Annotated in this window: 18 protein-coding genes; 14 read left to right on the top strand and 4 right to left on the bottom strand. The window is 39.6% G+C overall.

All coding sequences use genetic code 11. The features are described from left to right. The 5 genes from kduI (at position 1) to G8782_RS06355 (ending at position 4,192) form a co-directional block, all read left to right on the top strand. Entirely contained in the window at positions 1-831 is an 831-nt protein-coding gene (kduI, locus tag G8782_RS06375; protein ID WP_172370248.1) for a 5-dehydro-4-deoxy-D-glucuronate isomerase, read from the top strand. 52 nt (positions 832-883) lie between these two features. Next, positions 884-1,666, top strand: a complete 783-nt coding sequence (gene kduD, locus G8782_RS06370; RefSeq protein ID WP_172370027.1) for a 2-dehydro-3-deoxy-D-gluconate 5-dehydrogenase KduD — start codon at positions 884-886, stop codon at positions 1,664-1,666. Positions 1,667-2,065: 399 nt separating this feature from the next. Further along, on the top strand, positions 2,066-2,911 hold the full coding sequence (locus G8782_RS06365; protein ID WP_172370026.1) for a sugar phosphate isomerase/epimerase family protein: 846 nt from the start codon (positions 2,066-2,068) through the stop codon (positions 2,909-2,911). Between the two features lie 26 nt (positions 2,912-2,937). Beyond that, positions 2,938-3,753 (top strand): inositol monophosphatase family protein, encoded by an 816-nt coding sequence (locus G8782_RS06360; RefSeq protein ID WP_343034983.1) that lies wholly within the window; start codon positions 2,938-2,940, stop codon positions 3,751-3,753. A gap of 94 nt (positions 3,754-3,847) precedes the next feature. After that, positions 3,848-4,192 (top strand): hypothetical protein, encoded by a 345-nt coding sequence (locus G8782_RS06355; protein WP_172370025.1) that lies wholly within the window; start codon positions 3,848-3,850, stop codon positions 4,190-4,192. 380 nt (positions 4,193-4,572) lie between these two features. Here the strand turns inward: G8782_RS06355 and G8782_RS06350 are convergent, their stop codons facing one another. Continuing rightward, on the bottom strand, positions 4,573-5,832 hold the full coding sequence (locus G8782_RS06350) for an SGNH/GDSL hydrolase family protein (protein WP_172370024.1): 1,260 nt from the start codon (positions 5,830-5,832) through the stop codon (positions 4,573-4,575). Positions 5,833-5,906: 74 nt separating this feature from the next. Then, a complete protein-coding gene (locus G8782_RS06345) occupies positions 5,907-6,884 on the bottom strand; it encodes a LacI family DNA-binding transcriptional regulator (RefSeq protein ID WP_172370023.1) in 978 nt (325 codons plus the stop codon). A 295-nt stretch (positions 6,885-7,179) separates the two neighbouring features. Between G8782_RS06345 and G8782_RS06340 the strand changes: the two genes are divergently transcribed. The 4 genes from G8782_RS06340 (at position 7,180) to G8782_RS06325 (ending at position 12,063) form a co-directional block, all read left to right on the top strand. Then, entirely contained in the window at positions 7,180-8,676 is a 1,497-nt protein-coding gene (locus tag G8782_RS06340) for an extracellular solute-binding protein (protein WP_172370246.1), read from the top strand. Positions 8,677-8,768: 92 nt separating this feature from the next. Then, positions 8,769-9,725, top strand: coding sequence for an ABC transporter permease (locus G8782_RS06335; protein WP_172370022.1), 957 nt, complete (start codon positions 8,769-8,771; stop codon positions 9,723-9,725). 23 nt (positions 9,726-9,748) lie between these two features. Then, a complete protein-coding gene (locus tag G8782_RS06330; protein ID WP_172370021.1) occupies positions 9,749-10,624 on the top strand; it encodes a carbohydrate ABC transporter permease in 876 nt (291 codons plus the stop codon). Positions 10,625-11,046: 422 nt separating this feature from the next. Further along, complete coding sequence (locus G8782_RS06325; RefSeq protein WP_172370020.1) at positions 11,047-12,063, top strand: dienelactone hydrolase family protein; 1,017 nt, start codon at positions 11,047-11,049, stop codon at positions 12,061-12,063. A 57-nt stretch (positions 12,064-12,120) separates the two neighbouring features. Here G8782_RS06325 and G8782_RS06320 read toward each other — a convergent pair whose 3' ends face one another. Continuing rightward, positions 12,121-14,421: a helix-turn-helix domain-containing protein gene (locus G8782_RS06320; protein WP_172370019.1), complete on the bottom strand. Its 2,301-nt coding sequence runs from the start codon at positions 14,419-14,421 to the stop codon at positions 12,121-12,123. A 294-nt stretch (positions 14,422-14,715) separates the two neighbouring features. Here G8782_RS06320 and G8782_RS06315 point away from each other — a divergent pair, with 294 nt between their 5' ends. The 5 genes from G8782_RS06315 (at position 14,716) to G8782_RS06295 (ending at position 23,230) form a co-directional block, all read left to right on the top strand. Beyond that, positions 14,716-15,261: a hypothetical protein gene (locus tag G8782_RS06315; RefSeq protein ID WP_172370018.1), complete on the top strand. Its 546-nt coding sequence runs from the start codon at positions 14,716-14,718 to the stop codon at positions 15,259-15,261. 27 nt (positions 15,262-15,288) lie between these two features. Beyond that, positions 15,289-15,948 (top strand): YesL family protein, encoded by a 660-nt coding sequence (locus tag G8782_RS06310; protein ID WP_172370017.1) that lies wholly within the window; start codon positions 15,289-15,291, stop codon positions 15,946-15,948. Positions 15,949-16,010: 62 nt separating this feature from the next. Continuing rightward, complete coding sequence (locus G8782_RS06305) at positions 16,011-17,294, top strand: Gfo/Idh/MocA family oxidoreductase (RefSeq protein WP_172370016.1); 1,284 nt, start codon at positions 16,011-16,013, stop codon at positions 17,292-17,294. A gap of 453 nt (positions 17,295-17,747) precedes the next feature. Further along, positions 17,748-22,478: a bacterial Ig-like domain-containing protein gene (locus tag G8782_RS06300; RefSeq protein WP_246231554.1), complete on the top strand. Its 4,731-nt coding sequence runs from the start codon at positions 17,748-17,750 to the stop codon at positions 22,476-22,478. 98 nt (positions 22,479-22,576) lie between these two features. Next, positions 22,577-23,230, top strand: a complete 654-nt coding sequence (locus G8782_RS06295) for a rhamnogalacturonan acetylesterase (protein WP_172370015.1) — start codon at positions 22,577-22,579, stop codon at positions 23,228-23,230. A gap of 325 nt (positions 23,231-23,555) precedes the next feature. Here the strand turns inward: G8782_RS06295 and G8782_RS06290 are convergent, their stop codons facing one another. After that, positions 23,556-24,797, bottom strand: a complete 1,242-nt coding sequence (locus G8782_RS06290; RefSeq protein ID WP_172370014.1) for a multi antimicrobial extrusion protein MatE — start codon at positions 24,795-24,797, stop codon at positions 23,556-23,558. Between the last annotated feature and the right edge of the window lie 148 nt (positions 24,798-24,945).

Genomic DNA, 24,945 nt, shown 5'->3' with positions numbered 1-24,945 from the left:
ATGGAAACACGTTATGCAAATCACCCGGAAGAGATCAAGACTTATAATACTGATGAATTAAGAGAGCATTTTCTTGTCGAAAAACTTTTTGAAGCAGGAAAAGTTCACTTGACTTATACGCATGTGGATCGCATGATTTTCGGCGGCGTTACACCAGCAAATGAAGAACTAACTATTAAACTAGATAAAGAGCTAGGGGTCACTTATTTCCTTGAACGCCGTGAATTAGGAATTATTAATATCGGCGGCGCTGGATCTATTGTTCTTGATGGTGAAGAAATCAAGATGGATCGCCGTGACGGATTGTACGTTGGACGCGGAACGAAAGAAGTACTATTCCGTTCAGACGATGCTAACAACCCAGCTAAATTTTATATCAACTCAGCACCTGCTCACCACACGTATCCAACAACGAAAATTGATATCAATAATATCAAACCGCTAGAAATGGGCGAGCCAGGAACGTTGAACGAGCGTAAAATCTATCAATACGTACACCCGAATAACTGCGAGAGCTGCCAGCTTCAAATGGGTCTGACAATGTTGCAACCTGGAAGCGTTTGGAACACAATGCCATGTCATACGCATGAGCGCCGCATGGAAGTTTACCTCTACTTCGATATGGAACCAGAAACGCGCGTCTTCCACTTCATGGGACAACCGGATGAAACAAGACATTTAGTAATGAAAAACGAACAAGCTGCAATTTCACCAAGCTGGTCGATCCACACAGGAACTGCAACGAATAACTATACGTTCATTTGGGGCATGTGCGGAGAAAACATCACGTATGACGACATGGACCACGTAGCAATGGAAGACTTACGATAAATAAAAGAGCGTGCTCGTTTTTACGGGCACGATATTCTCGGAGGCGAAATAGATGACAAACAACTTAACTGATTTCTCATTAGACTTTTTCTCGTTGGACGGGAAAGTGGCAATCGTAACAGGCGGTAACAAAGGATTAGGCCAAGCATACGCTGTGGCACTTGCAAAAGCTGGCGCAGATCTCTTCGTCGTTACGCACGGTACTGAATGGGATGAAACAAGAGAATTAATCGAAGATACTGGTCGTAAAGTTGAATTTTTCCAAGCGGATCTAACGGATCGCAAGAACGCTAAAGAACTAGTCGCGAAATGTGTTGAGGTTTACGGAAAAGTTGATATTCTGATTAACAACGCAGGAACGATTCGCCGTGCACCACTTCTTGAATACACGGAAGAAGATTGGGACGCAGTTGTGGAATTAAACCAGAACTCTATGTTTTTCCTAAGCCAGGAAGTAGCGAAACTGATGGTTGAACAAAGGAGCGGTAAAATCGTCAACATCGCTTCCATGCTATCTTTCCAAGGCGGAAAATTCGTACCTCCATACACAGTGAGTAAACACGGTGTTGTAGGTTTAACAAAATCATTTGCAAATGAATTAGCAGAGTACGGTGTTCAAGTGAACGCGATCGCGCCAGGATACGTAAAAACTGCAAACACTGCGCCAATTCGCGCTGACGAAAAGCGTAACGCAGAAATTCTATCGCGCATTCCAGCTGCACGTTGGGCGGATCCGGCTGACTTAATGGGAATTGTCGTGTTCCTATCAAGTAAAGCATCCGACTATATGAACGGCTCAGTTGTCGCGATCGACGGCGGATGGTTGTCAAGATAAAGTTGAAACTTCAATCAGTGGGGGCTTTTCATCCCCAGGGAAGAATGCAGTTCAATTCTTCTTTGGGAAGAATGTAGTTCAATTCTTCTTTACTGATTGTTAGTTGAACCAATCGGGCATTTAGGGGCAGTTAATCCCCGAACTTGGGATTTTACTGCACGTTAATGCGGGATAAAAATAGAAGTGAATAAGCCGTATCACGGGCAGTGATACGGTTTATTTAATAGTTGATTTGACCGGCCTTGGTCGTTTGAGAGCGGGTATTGGTCGCATCGAGGTGTGTATTAGTCGTTTGACTGGTAACTTTAGTCGTTTGCTGGCCTGCTTTAGTCGTTTCAAAGTCGTGATTGGTCGTTTGACAGTTTTAAGCACATAAATAATAGTAAAGAGGGGATTATTTTGGAATTAAATCTTGGAATACGCGCACATGATATTCACAATCAAAAAACGATTGAAGGGTTAGTCGATGAAATCGCTGGTAAAGGATTAGCGGCTGTACAACTCGCTTTAGGAAAATCGTTCGAAGATATCAACTCTAGCTTAGGAAGTTTGAGTCCAGGTTTCGCTAAACATATTGGCGGCAAGTTTGCTGAAAAGAATGTTCAAATTGCTGTATTGGGTTGCTATATCCATATGATTCATCCGGATAAAGAAAAAAGACAGGCAGAATTGGACCGCTTTAAAGAGCATATTCGTTTCGCAAGAGACTTTGGCTGCAGCATCGTCGGAACGGAAACTGGAAACGTTCATGAAAAAATGGGTTATACGACAGATAATTTCGAAGAACAACCTTTCCTCGATGTCGTTGATAGCGTGCGCGAACTGGTGGAAGAAGCTGAAAAATTCGGCGTAATCGTCGCAATCGAAGGGGGCATCAATCACCCTGTCCATACGCCGCAAAAATTGAGAAGACTTTTAGATAGTATTGATTCGCCTAATCTTCAAGTGATCTTTGATCCGGCAAACTTCCTGGATCCGGATAACTACCACCGTCAAGAAGAAGTTTTCCAAGAAGCAATGGATTTACTCGGTGACCGAATGGTAGCTATGCATGCAAAAGATTTTATTATTGAGGACGGATGGATTAAAATGGTGCCGGTAGGAACAGGCTTATTAAATTACGATGCTGTTTTCAAATTAATCAAACCGAAAAAACCTTTCATGAACGTACTTTTAGAAAACACGCAAGAACCGCATATTAACGATAGCATCGCGTTTTTAAGAAAGAAATATGCAGAAGCATAAACCGGTTTAACTTGGAGGTAGGGGATATGGATATGAATATTGCTGTTCGTAATGAAATCTATGAACATGCAAAACAGTGGGTATATGAGGCTGGTGAATTGATTCGCCAAAAGATTAATGATCCCATGACAATTGAAACAAAAGCGCATGCAAAGGATCTTGTCACGACGGTTGATAAAGAAACTGAGTATTTCTTAGCCGAAAATATTCGGAAAACGTATCCGGACCATTTGTTATTTAGTGAGGAAGGGTACGGCGATGACGTTACGTCGTTGGACGGCACGGTTTGGATTGTGGATCCGATTGATGGCACGATGAATTTTGTGCAACAACGAAGAAATTTCGCGATTTCAATCGGAATATTCCATCAAGGCATCGGTGAAATTGGTTTTGTTTACGATGTCATGGCGGATGTTCTATATAGTGCCAAACGAAATGAAGGCGCTTATAAAAATGATGAAAAGCTGTCGCCGTTAAAACAAGATCTTAACCTTGAAGAAGCTGTGCTTGGATTGAATCATAAGTGGTTATGTGAAAATAGCGTGATCGATGAAAAGGTTGTGCAACAATTAGTTGAAAAGGCTCGCGGTGCTCGTGCGTATGGTTCAGCGGCGTTAAAACTGGCTTATGTATCAGAGGGAATCGTAGACGGGTACTTAACGATGAATCTTGCGCCGTGGGATATTGCAGGCGGCATGATTCTCGCGAATGAAGTTGGCGCGGTCACAACTAACTTAAGCGGCGGGGAAGTTAATATGCTGAAAAACGATTGTTCATTGACTTGCCACCCGGCAATTCAAAATGAAATTATTCAAGATTTTTTAGTGAAAGGGTTAAAGTAAACTCATCTCGTACGGAGCTACATTTGGTTTACACATCTTATATTGGGGAATCCTGTATATAACTTAAACTATAAGTGAATAGGGGATGAACCTAATGACTAGAAGTGTAGAAGTTTATTTAAAGAGCGAAAATGATGCCGAATCCGTACGTGCAAGTTTGCAAACAGCGAAAGTGAAGAATCTGGTTATCGATGAAATGGGCGAAGAAAGTGATACGAGGATGTTTACGCCATTCTTTCCGACAAACATCGGAGGTTCAGGAATGCCGGGAAGCGTCGGACCGATTGGTGCAAATGCGCCGATTGTCGTCGATGAAGATGTATTCCGCGGAGAAGACGCCAATCCGACCCATTTATTGAAATTAGAAGTAGAAGAATCCGAATATGATCATGTTCTTTCTATATTACAGAACCATGATTGTTATATTTCGGTGGAATGAAATTAATAACTTTTATGAGTACTTGAATGGATCATTATTCAAGTACTCTTTTTTTATTTGAACCGCTGATATCACTAAACAAGGAGAGTTATTTAATTATTTTCTCCGCGAAGTAGCTTGATTGTAAGTTTCGGGGCGGGTAGAAGGTTCCGACTTGCAAGCAACATCCTTTTAGTGCAAGCAAATGTCATGCAAGTGCAAGCAAACTAATTCAAACTGCAAGCAAAACCCATCAGAGTGCAAGCAAACTACTTATAAGTGCAAGCAAAAATTATTAACAACAACAGTATGTAAAAAGCCGCCTAGTTCTAGACGGCTTTCACTCGCAAATCCATTCTTTTTAGTTTATACCTTACAAAATCCAACATATTAAAAACCTTTTATTTAAACATCGTTAAATCAATCGAATCAGCCATTTTCTCATAGCCCGCATCATTTGGATGCAAATGGTCGCCAGAATCAAATTTATAAAGGAGGCGTACTGGTTCATCCGGATCTCTCAGCGCTTTATCGAAGTCGATCACTCCGTCAAACTCTTCACTAGTGCGGATCCAGCTGTTAACCTCCTGCCGGGTTCTTTCACCTTTTTCTGTGTACATCCCGGATCCCTTAAATGGTGTTAATGTTGCACCATAGATTTTTAGGCCCTCTTCATGTGCTGCATTAATGACCTCTCTCATTCTTCCAACTATTTTTTCGGCACTATATTCGGGATGGTGTCGTATATCATTTAGCCCCGCATGCAAAATAAGAGCCGTCAATCCCGATTGGCTGAAAACATCGCGATCGAGTCTGGCCAATACATGCTCTCCTTTCTCTGGGGGGCTGTTGAGCAATTGATTTGCAGAGACTCCTGCATTCAATACAGACATCTTGACTTCTGAATTTTCCTCGTTGAAACGATTTGCCAGAAAATCAGGCCATCGCCGATTCTTATTTAACGTTGAATAATTTCCGTTCGCTATCGAGCTTCCGACTGCAGCTACAGCTCCGTTTACCGCGGAATCGGGAATAACATCGACCCCATCCAGCCAAAACCATGCTTCGACTTCCTTTCCAAAAACGGAAGCATCACTTTCTGCAGCATGGTTGCCTGAGGAAATAAAGCTTGTTTGAATAGAACGGGGATGCCAAGAGGCTGGTCCGGTTTTATCATGAACATAAATACTTATGGCAAGTACTTCTTCATTGCTAACCTTAAACTCGATTGGATCACTAAAGACTTTCTCGCCTGGAGGAATCGTTACTTTTTCATCGTTTTCAAAGGTGAGTCTTCTATCCGTGCCCTGAACAGTATCAGCCCCATTTTTTGAAGACGCAACATACACCTCATCAATCGTTAATGGGTCAGTGCCAAATGCATTGGATAAACGAATCCGTATCTTTTCACCATCAATATGTGGCTGAACAATGAACCTGAGAGTTTGATCTTCAAATCCTTCCGAAGAAATTCCATCTTCAAAAGGAGCCTGCAGACTGGCCGTCCACGCTCCAATCCAATTTTCTTCGTTCAATTTTTCTGTATCTGAATCCATTTCTTTGGGATTTTCCTTATTCATTGCTACCCATTCCCTTACGCCAAACATACTAACGAAAATAATGATAAGCATTGTAATGACTAAATAGATAAACCGTTTCATGAAGATCCCGCCTTTCTTGCTGTTTAGTTCATTTATATAATAGTAGGACTTTTAATGTACACTGCCTAGTTTTTTTATTTACAACTAGCTCTAACCGTCAATTCAGGTGTCATTTTAATAACGACTGGTTGGCTTTCTTTTTCTTCAATAATCTTAATCATCGATTGGACGATTTCAATTGCTAATTTATCGACGGGGACGCCGATGCTTGTCAGTGGGATTTCCATGTTTTCCATTTGGGGGATGTTGTCATAACTAATAATGGAGATATCTTTTGGAATATCGAGATTGGCTTCCTTAATTCCGCGAATAATCCCGCCGCTAATATCATAACTCCCGCCGACAATTGCAGTCGGTCGATTTGGAAGGCTTAAAAACTTCCTTGTCGCGGTGTAGCCGTCGTACCAATCCAATCCAGATGTGTTAATAAGATTATGTTCTTCGACAGGAAGGTTAAAATCCTTCATTGCTTTGACAAATCCTTTGTACTTTTGCACCTGCATCGGGTCCGTAGGGGAAAAGTCCCCGATATAGGCGATATTTGCATGATTTAAAGCGTATAAATATTTGACGGCTTCATACATGGCTTGTTCATGATTTGCATCAATAATTGGATAATTGGCTGGTCCTTTTCTGGCTACTCCATACGATAATAAGGGAGTAGAACTTGGGTCGACCGCAACATCTACATTTTCCTCGAATAAAATAATTCCATCTACCTGGAACCGCCTAAATGTCTCCAAAGAAGCTTGCACAGGATCGACGGAGAGAATCATGGAGTAGGGTGTTTTATTTATTTCATCGCTAATTTTAGTAACTAACGTGGAAAGAACGACACGTTCAATTGTCGGCCATATCAAACCGATAATCTTCGTCTGTTTTGAAACAAGTCGTTGAGCAGCAAAATTAGGTTCATACCCGATTTCTTTTGCGATAGCGACAATTCGTTCTTTTGTATCGCTTTTTACTAAGGGGCTATTATTCAGCGCTTTGGAAACAGTTGAATAACTGACACCTGCGATTTTAGCTATGTCTTTTATTGTCACGTTCATTTATAATCACCCATTTCCGTATTTCGTCATTGATAATAATGTAACATAATATAACAACGTTTTCATTTTTGATTGCCAATTTTCCCGAAAGGTAGGTTTAATTACATAAAAACGATAATCATATCATTAGGTTGTAAGCGTTATCATGTCGATACGACAAGGTTTGCGGGTTGGATAAGAAACTGATTATATACGAAATTATCAGAGTTGTCTTATGATGAGGACAGTTCCAAAAGGCAATACAGAAAAAGATGTATAAACCAAAAGGGGTGCAGATGAATTGAAGTTAAAGAAGATGTTGGTAGTACTATTTTCAATGGTTTTAATGCTTGTTGTAGTTGCATGCAGTAACGATGAAGGCGGTTCCACAGACAAGAAAGACGGCGCAACAGACAAGGCTGAAGAAAAAGCTAAACCAAAGATTTCGATCATGACGAAGCTTCATACAGCGGAAGTTCCAGATGACAAGCTTAAAAAATTGCTTGAAGAAAAAGCGAATGTTGAGCTAGACATCGAATGGGTTCCGGATAACAACTATAGTGATAAGTTGAATACTGCTTTCGCTACAGGAACATTCCCGCAAGCGGTTACTATGGGTGCGGACCAGGTTATTCAGTTTAAAGAAGCAATCCGCGATGGCCAGTTCTGGGAAATCGGACCTTACTTTGATGAGTTTAAGAATTTAGCTAAATTGAATGAAACAGTTGTTAAGAACACAATGGTAGACGGAAAAGTGTATTCATTATATCAAGGTCGTCCGTTTTCTAGACAAGGACTTATCTATCGTAAAGATTGGGCAGATAAGCTTGGACTAGAAGCACCAAAAACTGTAGATGAGTTTTATGAAATGGCAAGAGCATTTTCAGAAGATGATCCAGACGGAAATGGTAAGAATGACACAATCGGTTTAACGGATAGAAGCGATTTAGTCTTCGGAGTCTTCAAGACAATTGCGTCATGGCACGGAACTCCAAATAACTGGGGCGAGAAAGACGGCGAACTATTACCGGAATTCATGTTCCCAGAGTACAAAGAGTCTATGAACTTTGTTAAGAAGTTAAGAGATAATAAATTCATGAACCAGGATTTCCCTGTAACAAGTAAAGAAGATCAGCAAGCAATGTTTAAAAATGGAACAGCAGGCATGTATGTAGGCGCTATGGTTGATGTGCTAGGCATGTATAACGATGCTATGGAGCTCAACCCTGATTTAGAGTATGACGTTCACAACTATGTTGCAGGTCCAAGCGGCGAGTTTACAGTTTGGTCTAACCCGGGATATAACAACGAAATCGTATTCCCTAAATCTGCAATTAAGACAGAAGAAGAACTTAAAGACGTTCTAGCATTTTTCGATCTAATGATGACACCAGAATTTTCGAACCTCGTACAATGGGGTGTAGAAGGTGAACACTATACAGTTGAAAACGGTTTTGCGGTTGTTGGCGATGATCAAGATACAATCGAAAGAGAAGTATTCGCTTACAATATGTTGGGAATCGGCGAACCAGCAACTAACGGAAGATATGAATCACAACACAATTATGAGCCAAGACAAAAAGTTGAAGAGCTAATACTAGAAAATGATAAGCACTTAATTCACGACCCTACGATAACGTTAGATTCAGATACGTATGTTAAAGACGGTGCTAGATTGCAAGAAATCATCAATGATGCAACATACAACTACATGTTAGGCGAAATCGACGAAGCTGGTTTTGACGCTGAAGTCGAGAAGTGGAAAGCACAAGGCGGAAGCAAAATTATTGAAGAATTCAACGCTTCTAGATAATTAAAAGGTGAAGGAAGACCAGTTCTTTAGTGGGCTTCCTTTATTCTTTATAGGAAATTAATATACATCTACTTACAGAAAGAGTGATGAGTATGAGTAGCGAGGTTGCGACACGAGAGGTAGTTAAAAGCAAGCCTAAACAGGAAAGTAAATTATTAAAACAAATCGCGAAGAATAAATTGCTTTATTTGATGATCGCTCCAGGACTTATATATTTGTTTATATATAAGTACGTGCCGATGTACGGATTGATTATTTCTTTCCAAGATTACAAACCGTATTTGGGTATTTCTGGTAGTGAATGGGTAGGATTCGAACATTTTAGAAGATTATTTTCTTCGCCAGATTTCTGGATGATTTTAAAAAATACCCTCATATTGTTTGGTTTGCAGTTATTTATCTTCTTCCCGATTCCGATCGTTATCGCATTAATGTTAAACGAGGTTAGAAGAAATTATTATAAACGCGCGATTCAAACGCTAATTTATTTACCCCATTTCATGTCATGGGTTGTTGTCGTTTCTATCAGTTATGTTCTACTAACGCTTGATGGCGGAATCATTAATGGCGTGTTGGAGTTTTTCGGTTTCCAACCTATTAACTTCCTGCTAGATTCTACTTGGTTCCGTCCGATGTATATCTTGCAAATCATTTGGCGTGAAGCAGGATGGGGAACAATTATTTTCCTTGCTGCAATCGCTTCAGTTGACCCTCAATTATATGAGGCTGCTAAAATGGACGGCGCGAATCGCTTTAGACAAATTTGGCATATTACGCTGCCTGCTATTAAGAGTGTCATTGTAATCCTATTAATCCTAAAAATCGGTGATGTACTTGAACTAGGATTTGAACATGTTTACTTATTGATGAACTCAACTAATAGACATGTTGCAGAAATCTTTGATACCTACGTTTATGTTGCCGGACTCAGACAGGGTCAATTCAGTTACGCAACAGCAGTTGGATTTTTCAAGGGATTCGTCGGTCTCGCTTTAGTTGTTTTTGCTAACTGGTTAGCGAAAAAGAACGGCGAAGAAGGAGTTTATTAATAATTTTTTAGGAGGATTAAAAAATGATTGGTGACAAGCAAATAGGCACACGCATATTTAATATCATTAACGCCACATTACTGACAATCTTAGCCTTAATAATGATACTGCCGTTCATTCACGTTGTCGGTAGTTCGTTTGCAACTGGAGCAGAAATAGCAGAGAAGAGGTTCCTCTTATTTCCGACTAAGTTCACATTAAGTGCCTATAAATATATCTTTTCAACGGATACTGTTGTGAAATCTGTTATGGTTTCAATATTTGTAACTGTAGCGGGAACGCTTTGGAGCATGCTATTATCCACATTAACAGCTTACGGGCTATCGCGTAAAGATCTTGTAGGAAGAAGATATATTATGTTCTTCATTATCTTTACGATGCTATTTAACGGTGGAATCATTCCAACGTTTATCGTTGTTCAACAAACGGGATTGCTAGATTCATTGGCTTCACTAATTATCCCAGTATCAATTAACGTTTTTAACATGATTATATTGAAAACTTTCTTCCAGAACCTGCCTTATGGTTTGGAGGAATCAGCTAAGATTGACGGGGCGAATGACTTTGGAATCTTATTTAGAATCATCATTCCATGTTCATTACCGGCAATCGCAACGATTTCATTGTTTTACGCGGTTACATATTGGAACACGTATATGCACGCGATATTGTACTTGAGCGATGCCGCAAAATGGCCTGTTCAAGTATTACTTCGTCAAATTGTTGTTTTGGCTACCGGCATGAACTACGACAGTGCAGAATACACAGACGTACCACCGCCATCACAATCAGTTAAGATGGCAGTCATCGTAGTCGCAACAGTTCCTGTATTACTCGTTTACCCGTTCCTGCAGAAACACTTTGCAAAGGGTGCACTATTGGGATCTATTAAAGAATAATGTCGATAATTAATTCACGATAATGGAGCTGTCCAGTTAGCGCAGGGGGAATAGGAAAAGTATCCGATGCCGTTGACTTCCGTTCCGGGCGGCGCTTTCCTGCGGGCGAGCGCTGAGCCAATCGAACAACGAAGAGTTCGATTTGTATAATTTTGCGGTCTTACATCCGGTGCTCCCAAACGCTTACGCTTTTAGGTCGCAAAAGCCGTTCTTCGTCACGGCTTTCGCTGCGCTGCCTGCGGGGTCTCACCTAAGGAGAAAGTGTACTTCTTTCTCCATCTTTTCCGCTTGATCCCGCTGGAGTCGCCGCCCTGCACTCCAATCAACTATAGATTTAATTATATGGGGGTAGTTAAGGGAGGGATTGCTAAAAAACGCTTGCATATAAGTGGATAGTACAAATTCAGTTTGGAGGAATTAAATTGTGGTCTGCTGATTTGTATTTAGAGAGTTTGTATAAGGAATGTGTTAATCAACATTCCACTATATACAATGCGGACTGGCAAACTAGTTTGAAAGAAAAGGTCCGCAAGTCTTTAGGAAACTTTGATGATAAAAAAGAACCTTTAAATCCATTGTTGCTTGAAAGATCCGACATGGGCGCTTATTGGAGGATGCGTATTGAAATTACGACAATTAATCCGCTAAGAATGCCTGTTTATGTATTAATTCCAAAGTCGAGGAACAACGGGAAATTTCCGGCTGTTGTCACGATCCATGGTCATGGGTACGGTAGTAAGGAAGCGGTTGGTTTAAATTCCGACTATTCGAAGAGATCAGAAGAGGGGTATCATAAAGAGTTCGCGGTCGAGCTTGTCAACAAAGGTTTTGTCGTAGTCGTTCCGGAATTGGTCGGATTCGGAGATCGCAAACTACAGGCCGATCAGGGTAAAGGATTACCAACGGATAACTCTTGTTACATGATTGCGAGTCAATTGTTATTAGTCGGAAAAACCTTACCGGGGTTGCGAGTTCAGGAATGCCGACGCTTGATTGATTTTGTGCAAACATTGGATTATGTGGATGAAAATCTTATTGGTTGCATGGGCATTTCCGGCGGCGGACTAGTTGCTGCTTTCACATCGATTCTTGATGAAAGATTGAAAGCGACAGTGATAAGCGGCTACACGAGCACATTCAAAGGAAGTATTATGGACAGGCGACATTGTCTAGATAATTACATACCTGGAATATTAACCTACGCCAAGATGCCTGATTTAATCGGATTGATTGTTCCGAGAGCGCTTTTCATAGAGTCGGGAAATGCGGATCATTTATTTCCTCTAGATCAAGTTTCTCTAGCCTTAGGAAAATTGACTTCAATATATAAAGAATTTAATGCAGAAGAAGCATTAGCATCTCATATATTCGAGGGCGGCCATGAAATTTGCGGCGAACAATCCTATGATTGGTTGGTACGGCAGCTTGCAAATGAATAATACAATAAAAAATACCATCATAGGGGAGGAGAGCCCCCTCATATGATGGCATTTTCATTAGTGATTTCTTTTGCTTTCCCGATACTTTCCAGGGGTCGTGCCTTCAACTTTTCTGAACGAACGAATAAAGTTTTGAGAGTTGTTGTAATTAAGTTTTTCAGCAATTTCTTTAACGGTGATATCCGTTTCTTCAAGCCATTTTTTCGCTTTATTGATTCGGAATAAGGTTAAGTAATCACTGAAGGACATATTCGTTTCTTTCCGGAAAATGCTGCTTAAGTAATTCGCATTATAATGCAATTTATCCGCAATGTAATTCAACGTTAAATCAGAATCGAACTCCTGATGTACAATGTGGATTATTTCATCCGATATATTTTTGTATTGAGACTGTGTGCGTTCTTCAGCTTTATTCATCATCGGATAAATAATCATATTCTTAAACCAGTTGACGACTTCCGGCAAAGTCCTGAATTCGTATAATTGGTCGAATAAAGATTTATGTTTTTCGAATTCCAGCGCATTCACACCAAGAGTCTCGGTTAATTGAATTAGATTTGTTAACAAGCGGACAATTGCGATTTCAAATTGCCGATTACTCAATTGCTCATCGAATAATGATTCCAGTAGCTTATCCAAGTTTTCATCGACTTCAGCCTTATCGCCATTCTTAATTGAATTAAATAAGTCGTTTTCAATTTGTCTAGGGTAGAAGGTGAAGAAGCTCGATTCTCTTTGAAGTTTATCGAAAAAGATGATCGATCCTGGACCGAACTTCAACGTGTAACGCAAAGCTTCTCGGCTTTCTTTCAGGGCCAGATGCGCATCGACTAAATCGGTATAGGTTTTACTTATCCCGACACTTACGGATATATTTAACTCTTTGTCGATTCGTTCGCGTATTTCTTTGATAATCGACGTAATTCTTTCAGTAAATTCATGTTCAGATTCGTGCTCATTAAAGAGTATCGTCACTTGACTTCTGTTTACAACGATCGGTGTCATTCGATTCGTTTGGGGAATCATTTCTTCGACCATCGTATTAATGGCAAATAGCAATAAATCCTCATTATCTACTAGATTTTTTTGATCATCTAATGAATCAATTTGAATTCCTAGAACAGAAAAACCTTTCCAGGACTTTGGATAATTAAACGATTCCATTTTAGCCGGCAATTCGGCTGTCGTCAAGTTACCTTGTAGAAGTCTGCTCATGAAAAATTGTTTCAGCTGAACAATTTGTCCTTGCAACTTGGATTCAAGTTGATCATTTTGTTCGAGCATATGGTGAATTTGACTTTCAATGATACCAAATTCATCAGTATTTTTACCGCTTTCGATATGATTGGAAAAGGAGTCGGACAATGTTTCTGTGAGTCTATTAATCGGGGCATAAAGTTTACGTGATGCAATGAGTGCAAAAATCAATATGCCGATAAACATAACCGAACTAATGATAAACGTGAACCAACCAATAGAACGAGATTGTTTATTCAACTCGCTTATTTTTATGATGGATAGGTAAGTCCAATTATTGTAATCGGATTTACGGTAGATAACTTTGTAATCGCTTCCATCATTGCTGGCATTATATTGTCCAACATTTCTTTTTTGTGAGCTTAGTTTCGCTGTAAATGGACGATCAGAAAAGTCTTTGCCGATATTTGAAAAGTCGCTATGCCCGACTACTTGATAGTTTTCGTCCAATACCATAATCGTTTCTGAATCGAGATTATTCTTTAACAAATTTTCAAAGTAACAAATCGGTATGTAAGCAATCGCAATTCCGCTTTTATCATTATTATTAAGCGGCAACTTTTTAACTAGATTAATATATGTTTTGCACGACGAGTTAGCTGTTGAATCAAAAAAAACTTCATCCTTATCTTCAATTATCCAAGAGGACATATAGGATAAATGACTATAACGGTCAATGAGTTTTTCGGCTTGACCAGGTTTTAGCCTCCTAAGACCATTATTATTGATGCGCCAACCTTCTTTAGTACTCACCAATAAGAAGTCGTCCATTCCGCCATCAAATCGTTGGAGAAGATTGATTTCCTTCTTTGTTTGATTGTAAAGTTGAAACTGGCTTGCTGATAACGGTTCATTTAATGTTTTTGTCAGTTGGTAGGATGTGACAAAGTTCGTCACTGAAAGATCCACCGTTTGAAGGACTTGTTCAAAGTTTGCTTGAATTTGATAAACACTTTGCTCTTTTTCATTTGTTATATTCGATTGAATAATGTCCGATGATTTTAAGTATGAAAATAACCCGACAATCAAGACGGGAAATGTGGCGATAATCGTAATGAATGAGAGCAATTTAATGAAAAATTTCTTTCTGCTTTTTGTCAAAATAGTCCCCCCTTCATATTCGGGATATTGTAGGTCGTGTTCAGAAAGTAGGCGAGTTTAAACATTGCTATATAAATTGTATCATACATAACTTTTAAAATATATAATTTATTTGAGCTCCCAACAAATAAATTGAAATATTCATAGATTACGACATAATCATTTTCTAACATTGTCTGAAAACGTTGATAAATTAACATTTATAGACTAATCACATTATATGATTATAGACGTGATACAGTGGATGCGATAATCTGATTTTATACTAGGTACATAATTTTAGGAGTGTTTTAAATGAGTAACAAGTCAAAATCGATGTCTATCTTATTGGCAATTATTTTATTGCTATTGTTAACAGGATGCCAGAAAGAAGAAAATAGTTTTGATATACTCGTCTTTTCATCTTTGCCCGATGAAGCATTGGAAGAAATGAAAGGGCTCGCAAAAAGTGAACTACCAACTGATTTGGAACTTAAAATTTCGCAGTATCCACCAGTCGCTGAGAGATTGATTGTCGAAATCGTTAGTCATGCTGGAGATATATTAATCATGGACCGTGAATTTTTAGCTGCAGTTTATGATTCCAAAGAATTATATGATTTAACCGAATTTAGAAATGAAGACAATACAATTGAGTTAACAAGTTTTGAATTAGAAGCATTATTGGCGGATGGTGAAATTACTGAGGAAGTCGAAGTTTATGATAACGCATTAAAAGTAATTAACTTTGATGTTTATTATAATGAATCGGAACCGATTGAACTCGTCGCGATTATTCCGAAATACATTGATGAGAAAGAGATAGCTTTTTCAATTATAAACAAACTCGTCCAGAAATGATTATTGGATTAAAAAGGGGTCGTGCAAATGCAATTACTAGGAATAACAGGTAAGTTTTTCAGAGTGTGCGAGGTCATCTCTAGATTGGCTTATGTAAATTTATTGTGGATTATGTTCACTGTACTCGGGTTAGGTATATTTGGTTTCATGCCTGCTACGATCGCTCTTTTCGCTGTAACACGGAAATGGGTAATGGGCGATAAAGACGTTCCGGTATTTAAAACATTTTGGATGACATACCGCAGCGAGTTTTTCAAATCTACGCTTTTCGGAGTTGTTTTGTTTGTAATCGGTTACATTATTTATTTTGATTTAGTTATCCTGCCAACTGGGGGAATGTTTAATCTGCTGCGTCTTGGCGTGTTTATATTTGGTCTTTTGTACGCAATTGTATTGCTCTATATTTTCCCGATTTATGTGCATTATGATTGGAAAAAGAGTATGTACTTGAAATATGCACTCATTCTCGGAGCATCTCATCCTCATTTCACTTTATTGATGCTGGCGGGAATTGTCGCTTTATATTACACGGTCATCACGATTCCGGGTTTGATCCCATTTTTTAGCGTGAGCATTCTAGCTTATATTATTATGTGGACCGCGTATCAAGTGATGAGGAGAATGGAAATCTCGCAAGGAATTGATCATGAAGCTGTAGCGACAAATCAAGTTATCGAAGCAAGGTAAATTTGGTATTTAAATCTGAATCACAGATTTATATATATAACATTATTTTAGGAGATGACAGAATGAGTAAGAAATACGTATTAATCGGTACTGGTGGTCGAGCTGAATTTTTCTACGGAGCAATGGTCGAAGATTACAGAGATACTTGTCAATTGGTTGCTTTTTGCGATGTTAACCAAACGAGAATGGATTATTCAAATAGCTTATTAGAAGATAAATATGATCACCCGAAAATCAATACTTATTTAGCAAGTGAATTTGATAAAATGATTGAAATCGAAAAGCCGGATATTGTGATTGTAACGACGGTTGATCGAACACATCATACATATATTGTTCGTGCGCTTGAACTTGGTTGTGATGTTATTACTGAAAAACCGATGACAGTAGATGCTGAGAAAACACAAGAAATTATCGATGCGATTAACCGAACAGGTCGCGAAGTTCGTGTAACTTTCAACTATCGTTATGCACCGCACAATACGAAAATCAGAGAATTGATTCGCGATGGCGTGATTGGTGATGTGTATTCGGTGAATTTCGAGTGGGCATTAGATACGCAGCACGGTGCTGATTATTTCCGTAGATGGCACCGCAATAAAAATAACAGCGGCGGTTTGCTCGTTCACAAATCGACGCACCATTTCGATTTGGTTAATTTCTGGTTAGATTCTACGCCGGAAACGGTTTATGCTACAGGCGGTCTTCGTTTTTACGGTAAAGAGAATGCTGAAGCACGCGGCGAAACAAAGTTTTATCAACGTGCACATGGTAGCGAAAATGCGAAGGGCGATCCATTTGCAATTCAATTAGAAGAGAATGATCATTTGAAAGCTTTGTATTTAGATGCTGAAAAAGATGATGGTTACCAACGCGATCAAAGCGTCTTCGGGGACGGCATCGATATTGAAGATACATTAGGCGTGATGGTTACTTATAAGAATAAAGCCATTTTGACGTATTCATTAAATGCGTATTTACCTTGGGAAGGTTTTATTGTTTCTTTCAATGGCAGTAAAGGAAGAATCGAAGTGCAAGTTCGAGAACAATCCTATATAAATTCCGGTGGTTCAAAAAGTGATGAAGGCAAGCTGAAAGAGAAATCGGTCAGAGTTCTACCGATGTTCGGCGAGCCATACGAAGTTGAAGTTGTAGAAGGAAAGGGCGGCCACGGCGGCGGAGATCCAATTCTTTTACAAGACCTTTTCGGTGAACCAGCAGAAGATGAATTCAACCGAGCAGCATCACATATCGACGGTGCAACATCCATCCTAACCGGAATCGCTGGCAACATCTCACTGAAAACAGGTCAAGCTGTTAAGGTGGAGGGCTTGGTTAAGTTTTAATAAATGAAAGGAGGATATTTGTGGGGTAACTTGTTTGATAGAGGTTATTGTAGATTAATAGTTGCTCATAAAAAACGCTCCGGCGCTAGGGAAAGATTGAACTGTATCTTTCCGCACTTGGTGGATGCCTCCCGCGAAAAGCCAGGTAGAAGACCACTGCTTTAGGTTAACCTGTTTAATTTCTGCAAAGTGCGCAGAAATTAAACAAACCGAACCCTTCGCTGTTCGGTTGGCTACCACTTGTAAGGCTCCTACGCTAGTTTATTATTAGTTAGATTGTCGATGTTTCATTTATAAGAGAGATTTAGTTTGAGATGTCCCAATAAGCACTAAAAAAACTTTACTTATCAATTTATAAAAGCGCTATCACTAACGAGAATCGTATTAAAGGTTCTCGTTCCTTTTTATGAACAGTGTTCGATATTATGAAACGCAATCCATAGGAGGTTACAAATGAAGAAGCATAGACGATTACTTGCTGTATTTATGATTTTTATTTTATTGATACCAAATATGAATATTACGGCAGTTGCGGCAGAAACTCAATCTGAAGACCCTATCATTCCAACAAATGAAATTGCTACGATTTATAGTGATTGGCATGGAACCGTATTCGGCGATGTCGGGGGCCAGGATAAAATAACGAAGGATAACTTTGAAATCACGGAAAGTGAAGAAAATACCGATACGGTTGTATTAAGAAGTTCTGGTAACCGGGGTAAAATTTCATCTAGTTCAGATGGGATTGCTTATTATTTTAAACAAGTCCCGACGGATGCAAACTTTGAAATTACCGCAACCGCTACAGTGGAGCATTTCGATGCGAATAACCAAGTATCATTCGGTGTTATGTTGCGCGATGATGTTCATGCTTATCTGCATGGAATTGAATATGGAGTCGGCGATTATGTCGCTGTAGGTGCGCTTGATCAAAATATGAAATCATTCACTCGATTAGATGGGGCATTAACTAAAGTTGATTTTGACAATGTGATTACCCCTCCGTCAAGTGGCGCAGTTTATGAGTTGAGTGTGAGGAAGAGCGGAAATCTGGTCACTGTTAAAATTGGCGATGAAGTAAAAGTGATTGAAGATTTTACAGGCGATATCAATTATGCAGGGCTTTTCACTGCACGAAACGCAAAAGTTGAGTATTCGAATGTTAACTTGGCAATTGAAGGTGAAGTTGAGCTAGGGGATTGGGAATTTAGTGTGTTCGGTAGTAATACGAGTGATAATAGCAACCCGGACCCGGTAATAAATGAGGATGGCTCTGTAACTTTAACGGCAGCAGGCGGTAAAATCTCTAGTTCTGTTGATGGACTATCTTTCTATCATAAAGAATTACCATCTAACACGAACTTTGAAATTACTACGAAAGCCACTGTCCACAAATTTGGAGCGAATAATCAAGTCTCCTTCGGGCTAATGATTCGCGACGAAATCGGCGCGCATAGAAATTCGAGCGGTCATGAATCGAATTATGTTGCCGTAGGCGGTTTAGATCAATCAGTAAAAGGATTTTATAAGCATGGCACACAAACAAAATTGAATCCATTTGATAGCAATATCCCGACGACGGGAAGCGAATACGACTTAACGATTAAAAAGTCGGGCGATACGTATGTCGTATCTGTGAACGGGGAAGATAGTGAGCCGCAAGTGCTTGAGAGCCTGTTTTCTGATGAAATATTTGCAGGCGTCTTTGTCGCAAGGGATGCGGAAGTTACGTTTAGCGATGCAGAAATCAAAGTAGATAATCGTAAGGTAGAGAGTTTAGTTGTCGATCCGACCAATATGAAAACTGATTACTTGATTGGTGAAACGCTTGATCTCAATGGGCTTGTCGTTATTGCAGAATTTTCAGATGGTAGCACGGAAGTTGTCTCGGATAAAGATTATATAGTGACAGGATTCGATAGTAGTGTAGTCGGTCCCAACAGGATTGCGATTAACTATAATGGCGTCTCTGCGGCGATTGATCTTGAAATACATGCTTTAACGGTTACTGATTTAACAATCAAATATTACCCAGCAAAAATTGATTATTACAAAGGTGATTTATTTGACCCTCAAGGTTTAATAGTTGTTGCTACTTACAATGATGGTTATAAAACGGCAGAGTTGTCAGACGGACAATATAGTTTTTCATTTGAAGAAGGGTATGTATTTGAAGAAGCGGGTGATTTTCCAATAACAATTACCTCAACGGAAACACCAGATCAAACCATCGATTTTAATGTCAATGTTAAAGATGCAGACATAACAGCATTAGAAATCAGAGATTTACCGACCAAAACGCTATATTTCATAGGAGATGAACTAAATTTAGCAGGTTTGGCGGTCTATGGAAAATATAGCGATGGAAAAGAAGTTCGGTTAACAAGGGATGAACTAAGAGTATCTGGGTTTGATTCGGAAACTGCGGGAACTAAAACAGTATTGATTTTTCATAAAGGAAAAGAAGTATCCTTCCCGGTTACTGTAAAGGTAAAAGAAGTGGAAGGAATCGAAGTGACGAATTATCCTAAAACTACTTATTATATTGGCGATGAATTTGAAAGTAGCGGATTAGTCGTTTCGAAAGTCTATGATAATTCGGATCGGGAAATCTTGCCGGAAGCCGAATATACGATTGATACAGCTAATTTTGATAATCAAACAGCCGGCACATATAGTATTAACATAATTCCAGCTGATTCAGGCTTAGCGTCAATCGATTATAAAGTTACTGTAAGAGAAAAAGTAGAACCTGAATGGAAACAAATCCGATTCGGTCAATCATCTTCCACAGCCAATAATTATATTGAAGTACTAGAAGATGGCGCGATTAAACTTGTCGCACTTGAAGGCGGCGGGAAAATCACAGGCGATCATGATGGAATCACATTTTACTATACGGAGCTTGATGCTGAAAAAGAAAACTTTGTTTTATCGGCGGATATTAAAGTGCAAGCATTTGCGAAAACGCCTTATGATGGCCAAGAATCTTTCGGAATTATGGCGAGAGATGTGAACGGGCCCGCGAATGATTCAAGCGTTTTTGCTTCGAACATTGCCGCGATCGGCGGATTTAGCGGCGGAACACGCGAGCCGATGGGCACACAATTATTTGCGAGAACGGGTGTAGTCGCTTCTGACGGGGAAGGCAGTCAGGGCATCCAAAAAATCATGTTGGACCCAACAAGGCCGGATGCGAATAATACCGCAGAAAATTATCGACTTACACTAGAAAAAACGAATAGCGGTTTCACGGGTAAAATAAATGACGGTCAAGAAGAAATCATTCATGAACCTGAAATCTTAACAACGCAAGACGGGAAAATGTACGTCGGTTTTTATACAGCGCGTTTAGCGACGATTGAAGTTCGCAACATCGATTTAACAGTAACGGCTGCAGCGACAGATTCACCAAAAGTATCGCCTCCTGCTAGAGCGGTAACACCTGAATTGGAAGTGATGTCTTTAGACAAAGTTTCCAAAACGGAATATTCATTACTCGTTAAATCGAATGTTAATGGAACGGTAACGGTTAAAAAAGGGCAAGACATCATCGTGGAAGATGCAGTTGTCGAAGCAGGAAAAGTCGTTGATTTACCGACGATTATTAACGATAATGCGGATACAAATTTTAGCATCGCTTTTTTGCCTGACGATACACAGTATTTAACAAATTATAATAAAATTGTACGGAACTTCACGGTAACGATGAAAACATATGCGGAGGACGGCAATATTTACGTGTCGCCAGTTGGAACAAGCGCGGGACACGGGACGAAAGAATCTCCACTCGATTTAGATACCGCGATTGAATTCGTAATGGAAGGACAAAAAATTATTGTCCTCGAAGGTCATTATGTTCGTTCGTCGCCACTTGAAATCAAAAAGTTTAATGACGGAACAAAAGAAGCGATGAAATACTTGATTGCTGACCCTGATGCAACTGAACGACCGCTTATTGATTTTGATAAAAAATCGGAAGGCGTCGTGCATAGCGGGAACTACTGGCATGTCGAAGGGATTGACTTTGCACGGTCTGCCGGAAATACAAAAGGGTATACAATAGGCGGCAGCCACAACACGATTGAAAATATCAGGACGTTTGAAAACGGCGATACAGGTCTGCAAATTAGCCGTACGGATGCATATGAAGAAGACAAATCGAAATGGCCATCGTATAACCTGATTCTAAACAGTATTTCATTCGACAATAGTGATCCGGCTGAAAATAATGCGGATGGTTTTGCGGCGAAATTAACTTCTGGTGATGGAAACGTCTTCAGAGGAACAGTTGCTTACAATAATATCGATGATGGTTGGGATTTGTATACGAAAGTTGGCACAGGCGCGATCGGTGCTGTTTTGATCGAAAACAGTATTGCATTTAATAATGGAACATTGTCGAACGGTCATGTAGGCAGCGGCGACAAAAACGGATTCAAACTCGGCGGGGAAGGGGTTCACGTTCCGCATGTCATTAAAAACAGCCTTGCTTTTGGTAATGGCACGTACGGTTATACAAGTAACAGTAACCCGGGCGTCATCGCTGAAAATAATATTAGTGCTGAAAATGGCACAAACTTGGGCTTTTCAACGTATGGTGGAATCGCAACCGATTTCACAATCAACGGTTTCATTTCCATAAAAACGTCTGGGACGTCCAAAGATAGTTATCCTTCAGCGTTGGGATCGGATCGAAACTATCTCTTTAACGGAACACGAACGGTAAATAAATCAGGAGAAGAACTATCAGCTGAACATTCCGCTGACATTCTCGGAAGTTTTGAGAACCTCTTTACTTTTGATCATAAAGGTCGAATTCTTTCGGTTAAGGAAAATCAGTGGGCAATTATTTGGGCAACATTTGACGAAGTCGTTGGACCAGAAGATCCCCCTTTGATTGATATAACGGAGTTAGAGGAATTGATTGCAGAAGCAACAGTGATTTCAAATGACAAGAAAAAGTATACAAAATCGTCATTTGCAGCATTGCAAGAAGCCATTGAAGCAGCGGAAGCAACACTAGAAACGATTGCAACAGAAGAAGAATTGAGTGCAGCGATTGTGGCTTTGGCAGAAGCGATTGAAGGATTGAAGAAGGCACCTGGCAAAGGCAACGGTAAAGGAAATGGAAACAGCAATGGTAATGGTAACAACAACGGAAATGGGAACGGAAATCGCTAATAGCGGAATGAAAGATGCTCTTTAAAGTAATAATTACCAAAGAAACCAGGAACCTATAAAGGGTTCCTGGTCTATTTTTCCGAAGGCGAGGTTTATCCATGACAAGAAATAAAGTTGCAATCTATTTAGCTGCAGACTCAACGGTCCGTGATTATGATTCAACACAATTTCCACAAGCGGGATGGGGTCAATTTATCGCGGATTATTTAACAGACGACGTAGTTATCAAAAACCATGCAGTAGGTGGCCGAAGTTCCAAAACATTCATCACTGAAGGTAGATTAGCTAAAATAGCAGAAGAAATAAGCGCAAATGATTACCTTTTCATTCAAATGGGACATAACGACTCAACAAAAGATCGACCAGAACGCTATACAGAACCTTACGGCAGTTATAAATTCTATTTACAGCAGTATATCAACGCAGCCAAAGCCAAAAATGCAATACCCGTGCTGATTACTCCTGTAGGCAGACTTCATTATGTTAATGGTGAATTTTTAATGGATTTCAAGGATTATTGTAATGCAATGAAAGAGTTGGCCAAGGAAAATGATGTATTCCTTATTGATTTGATGGAAAGAAGTATTGCCTATTTATCATCAATCGGCTATGAAAACGCAAAAGAGCTTTACATGATCTCAGTAAACGGAACCGATTGCACACACTTCACTGAAAAAGGCGCAAACGAAATGGCTAAATTGGTTAGCGAGGGCATGATAGAATCAGCAAGACTAGCGATGTACGTGAAATAAATAGTAATGAAACAGTTATAGGTTATGAAAGATTTGGTTTTTCTATTACTCTTGAGTACAAATGAGTCAACACATTAGAGGAATTTCATTAAATGACTTTCTATATATAATAGAATCTATAGTTGATTGGAGTGGAGGGCGGCGACTCCTGCGGAATCAGCATCAACCGAAGGCCCCGCAGAAGCGAAGCGCCGAGGAGACTGAGGTGTTGCCCGCGGAAAGCGTCCGCCTGCAACGGAAATCAACGATATATTAAAAAATCCAAGTACCTGAACAATAAATCATTCAAGTACTTGGTTAATTTTATTAGACTAACTCACCGACGTTACTGTTTCAACATCTGCCTATCCCTAAACCGGTCACTCATCCGATAAATAATAAAACTAACAATAATAAATCCAGCCAACTCGCCCAATGAAGCGGCAATCGAGCCGTTTATACCATTTAGATGCGGCGAAATTCGAACGAAGAATAGCAGGCTTACGATCACGACAATAATATTTCCAATTTGAGCAAGCAGCATTTTATTGGTTTGCCTATTCAGCATTAAAAACCCATTTAGAAAATCCACCCAAGGGAATACAAGGGTTTTAATAATAAAGAACTTCAACACCGCGATTGTTGCCAATGACAATGCCTCATCCGCACCCATAATCACACGCATATACAACATTCCCACTGGCGTATAGCATAATATGCACAACAATAATGTTGGTAAAATACTAACGACAATCAGAAATTTAATCACTTTTTGTTTATTATGTTCATAAAATTGCAAGACGAGTTGATGCGTATACATGAAAAAACCCAGAATCATATTGGTAATACTAAAAGCTAACGCGAATGAGGCAATTCCCATTTCAATATCATGCGATTTTGCCAATAAAATATAAATGACGGGTATAAGAATCGTTTGAAGCAGAAAATAATACATCATCGGAAAATAAAATTTAGAAACATCTTTTTGTGTTAATTGGTAAGGATCCTTAACATTCAATTCTTTTCGTAAAAACAAATTCCCTTTGTAAACACTAACAAGACATTCCACAAGCATCCCTACGAGAAAAATAATCGCTCCGCTAACACTCGTAATATAATCGAAATGAACAAATAGGTAAGCCGCGATAAACATCGCAATAAGACGGACAACAACCCCAATCGTCAACCAGTTTGTCGCTAACTGCGTAATAATAATCCCTTGATATAGCCCTCGAATCCCAGAAAAAATAATGACTAAGAGAATGACTTGAAATGTAACGGAAATCGCTTTTACCATATCGGGCGTAGCACCGAAAATGTTTGTATACATCCAACCGCCTATGGGGCTAAACGCCACCCCGGCACTTAATAGCATCGTCACGGCCAAAACATATATGAAGAATTTGCCGATTAGTTTAAACGACTTTCGATCGGTCACCAATGCAGAAGAAGTTTGACGGAAAACAATCATGGGACGTTCAATTATCCCGAACAAAGACAAAGCAACCGCATAACATGCAATAATGAAAACAGCATTTTCGCCCCTGCTCAATGTTCCGTTAATAATTACATGTGTTACTGAAGTCAAACTGGCCGAGACCCCTAAGGGAATAAAAAAAGCACTTAACTGCCTATACGATATGCCTTTCGTTGATTGCACGCAATAAAAACCCCGTTTCTATATGATGAATTCGTTTTCAATTATCCTATGTCCGTGCAAGAATGTTCTTGCTCTT

The organism is Sporosarcina jiandibaonis (assembly GCF_013184495.1).
GTDB classification, from domain to species: domain Bacteria; phylum Bacillota; class Bacilli; order Bacillales_A; family Planococcaceae; genus Sporosarcina; species Sporosarcina jiandibaonis.
The sequence above is the reverse complement of the archived record's forward strand: the minus strand, read 5'-3'. Positions and strand labels throughout refer to the sequence as shown.